At 66.8% G+C, this 891-nt stretch carries 1 protein-coding gene; it reads left to right on the top strand.

The annotated features are described in order from the left end of the window. Window positions 1-10 precede the first annotated feature (10 nt). The coding region (locus tag EOA22_RS29470) for an FAD-binding oxidoreductase (protein ID WP_164755977.1) at window positions 11-891 on the top strand (881 nt) is incomplete at its 3' end.

Genomic DNA, 891 nt, shown 5'->3' with positions numbered 1-891 from the left:
AGTTTCCCTCATGATCGAAATCACAGAGACACTCGATCCCGCCCTCATCGATCGCTTCGCTGCGATCGTCGGCGACAGATATGCGCTGCGTGATCAGCAGGACATCGCGCCCTACCTCATTGAGCGACGTGGGCTCTGGCACGGCGCGACGTCGCTGGTGCTGCGGCCGGGCAGCCTCGACGAGGTCAGCCGGATCATGCGGCTGGCGACCGAGACGGGAACGCCGATCGTGCCGCAAAGCGGCAACACCGGGCTGGTCGGCGCGCAGGTGCCGGACAGGTCCGGGCGCGAAATCGTCCTGTCGCTGTCGCGGCTGAACCGCATCCGCGAGATCGACGTCCTGTCCAACACGGTGACGGTCGAGGCCGGTGTCATCCTGCAGACGCTGCAGGAGGCAGCCGACGCCGCCGACCGGCTGTTCCCGCTGTCGCTGGCCGCGCAAGGCTCCTGCCAGATCGGGGGCAATCTTTCCTCCAATGCCGGCGGCACCGGCGTGCTTGCCTACGGCAATGCGCGTGAACTTTGCCTCGGTGTCGAGGTGGTGCTGCCGACCGGCGAGGTGTTCGACGACCTGCGCAAGCTGAAGAAGGACAACACCGGCTACGATCTAAAAAACCTGTTCGTCGGCGCCGAAGGCACGCTCGGCGTCATCACCGCCGCCGTGCTGAAGCTGTTCCCGAAGCCGAAGGGGCGCGAAGTCGCCTTCGTCGGCCTGTCGTCGCCCGAGGCGGCACTTTCGCTGTTCGGCCTGGCCATGGACCGTGCCGGGGCAGCACTCACCGCTTTCGAACTGATCGGCAGGCGGCCATATGAGTTCACCCTGGCGCATGCCCAGGGTGTGGGGCGGCCGCTGGTCGGGGACTGGCCGGGGTGCGTGCTGGTGCAGCTTTC

The sequence above is a fragment of the Mesorhizobium sp. M7A.F.Ca.US.014.04.1.1 genome (assembly GCF_003998745.1).
Taxonomy (GTDB): domain Bacteria; phylum Pseudomonadota; class Alphaproteobacteria; order Rhizobiales; family Rhizobiaceae; genus Mesorhizobium; species Mesorhizobium ciceri.
This window is presented reverse-complemented; position numbering and strand designations above follow the sequence as displayed.